This window comes from Leuconostoc falkenbergense (assembly GCF_014634805.1).
Lineage (GTDB): Bacteria > Bacillota > Bacilli > Lactobacillales > Lactobacillaceae > Leuconostoc > Leuconostoc falkenbergense.
In genome coordinates this window covers 1-2,566 of the sequence record NZ_BMBS01000076.1, presented here as the reverse complement: position 1 = coordinate 2,566, position 2,566 = coordinate 1, and the positions used below count along the sequence as shown (strand labels likewise).

Below are 2,566 nucleotides of genomic sequence, written 5' to 3'. Positions count from 1 at the left end.
AAAGCTAATTTGGTCAACGCAATTACAAATTCAAAAGCTAACTTAGAACATGGTAATTTGAACTTTGATAAACAGCACCGCAAGTATGTTGAAGAAACGGCAGAGTTTGAGAAAAAAGCCAATCTGCCATTCTAATAAAATTATTGACTACACGAACAATTGTTCGTATAATAATTATAGTAAATAAACATGACTGGAGCCGTTTGAGATATGAACCAAATTGATGCTGTAATTGGAGATATTAAAGAGATGTTTGCTAAGCAACCTAATACGATATATGAAGTTCGAGTTGTAGACCAAATTTATTCAAAGAAAGTCAATATTTTTTTTGAATGGTATAAGATTGGCAAGGCTACAAGATCGCAACAAATTGCACGATTGGATAGTTCATATACGGAACAAATTCCAGAAATCATTAAGAAAATTCGTAAAGAAACAGGTTTGACGGTTCGTACAAATATATATGATTAGTCACAAATGGGTTAGTGCTTGATAGGTACTAGCTTTTTTGTTTGCAGTTAGAAATGAAAGGAATAAACAAGATGCCAACAAAAATATGGTTAAAACCGGAACAATTAGAACTGTATATTAAGCAGTTGGAACGATTTAGAGACTTATATAGCCAACTAGACCAAACCCTAGAAAGTGATAGACAAGGCTTTCAATTCAAGGCAGGTGCGCCTAACTTCCAAACAACACTGAGCGTATCAATGCAACTACAAGCTAAAATCAGACAAGCACAATCTCAAACATACGGAGATGTGCTTTTTTTTAACAAAGAATTAGCTTCTAAGGTACAAGATTTAGTTTCCAAATCAATTGAGCTAACTTTTGCTTATCGTGATTTAGATTTGCTTATTAAGGGAACTGATCGCAATACTGAAAGTGGTTTAAATAAAATTGAAGAACAGTTGTATCAAGCTAAAAAGCAATTAAGAGAAAGGGCAGTGTGATGATAAACAAAGCAATTGATAATTTAAGGTATCGCATCATCAATCGTTATGTTGGCTGTCTTCGTGATATAGAAGTAGATAGTCGGCTACGTGAGAGATTAACATGGTCTGATAATAACAAAATTATAGGGCAGATAGCTTATAGCATTCACAACATTGTTGATTTTACAGATGAAGCCTTTAGACCATTTGATGATGTAAACAATTATGAATCCTTTGTGTTAAGGGAATTGGCAAAACATGCCAAAAACTTGGAAAACAACATATTACCAGAACTTGAACGAATGCGTTTAGACACACGCTGGTTCACTGAATATTATGAAGAACTAGCTGATGTTAATAATTTGCTTGATGATTTTAATGAGATGTAAGCGGTAAACAAAGTATGTTCTTAGGTTCACAATTTAATAAGCCTTTTTGTAGGCTTTTAAGCATAATTAAGGTGTGATATTATTATCTTATTCACATAACAAATTAGGAGTAAAAATAAATTATATGACTAAGAAATTACCACGAGACCAAATAAAATATCCACGTATCAATGAAAATGATAGACATTTGATTGAACACATGTGGAATGATGAAAAATATAGTCAGTCGGATATAGCTAGAAAACTTAATCGTTCACAGTCTGCTATCTCTAGAGAATTGAAACAAGGTAATATTTTTGATTTTAGTAATCTAAGCAAGCGTCAACTGTATAATCTTGAAATTCATTCTCGTATCAAATACTCTGCCTTGCGAGGTCAATTTATCGCCACTCAAAGAAGTGTGAGACGTGGTAATGGTTCAAAACTACTGACAGATGAATTGAAAGAACTGATTGAGCATTGGGTCAATGTTGAACATTGGACACCAGAACAAATCGCTGAAGCGCATGTATCAGATATTGAAGTCTCGGCATCAACGATTAGAAATTGGGCGAGACAGGGTAAAATCTATTTGCGCCCTTATTATCGTAAACGAGCCAACAATACCGATGCAGAAAAAGTTAAAATTAAAACGCAATATCAAAAACAGCGTGAAATTGATAGACTGCGCACTAAACTAAAGTCACAAGGTATTCTAGTTCGTCATTCAATCTATGAACGACCACCAAAGATAAATACTCGTCGACAGTTTGGTCATTGGGAAATAGATTTAGTTTTGCCAGCTAAGGGCAAGAATGGCGAAATTAACGATAAAAGTGCTATCCTAACATTGGTAGAACGCAAAACACGTTTTTATGTACTGGTTAAAATTGATAGTAAGCAATCATTTGATGTCATTAAAGGCTTTAGATACTTCTATAAGAATTACGGCAAATGGGTGCGTACAATCACAGCCGATAATGGTATTGAGTTCATGTCATGGGACTTTTTAGAAGTTGTACAACAAGAATACAAGACTAAAATATACTATGCAACGCCCTCTTCACCACAGGAAAGGGGGACAAACGAATATAAAAACCGTGAATTGAGAGTGTTTATCCCAAAGAAAACGAACTTTAGAACGATTAAGCAAAAAGATTTAGAAGTGATCGCTGATAAAATCAATCGTAAGCCAATGCGTATTGCACTGCAAGGTTCAACACCTTATGAACGTTTTAATAAGGAATACCGCAATATGGAGCG

Annotated in this window: 4 protein-coding genes; all 4 read left to right on the top strand. The window is 34.3% G+C overall.

Annotation, left to right across the window (positions count from 1 at the left end; translation table 11 throughout):
- Positions 1-210 precede the first annotated feature (210 nt).
- Entirely contained in the window at positions 211-471 is a 261-nt protein-coding gene (locus IEU71_RS09885; protein ID WP_004912965.1) for a hypothetical protein, read from the top strand.
- Positions 472-542: 71 nt separating this feature from the next.
- Positions 543-953, top strand: coding sequence for a hypothetical protein (locus IEU71_RS09880; protein WP_004912962.1), 411 nt, complete (start codon positions 543-545; stop codon positions 951-953).
- Positions 953-1,324, top strand: coding sequence for a hypothetical protein (locus tag IEU71_RS09875; RefSeq protein ID WP_004912960.1), 372 nt, complete (start codon positions 953-955; stop codon positions 1,322-1,324). The genes IEU71_RS09880 and IEU71_RS09875 overlap by 1 nt, the downstream gene beginning before the upstream one ends.
- A gap of 124 nt (positions 1,325-1,448) precedes the next feature.
- Positions 1,449-2,566: IS30 family transposase (locus IEU71_RS09870; protein ID WP_188349653.1), on the top strand; the 1,118-nt coding region annotated here is incomplete at its 3' end.

Bases quoted from the DNA above. Each gene is read 5' to 3' on its own strand.
- IEU71_RS09885 (WP_004912965.1), top strand. From the start codon at position 211: ATGAACCAAATTGATGCTGTAATTGGAGATATTAAAGAGATGTTTGCT.
- IEU71_RS09880 (WP_004912962.1), top strand. From the start codon at position 543: ATGCCAACAAAAATATGGTTAAAACCGGAACAATTAGAACTGTATATT.
- IEU71_RS09875 (WP_004912960.1), top strand. From the start codon at position 953: ATGATAAACAAAGCAATTGATAATTTAAGGTATCGCATCATCAATCGT.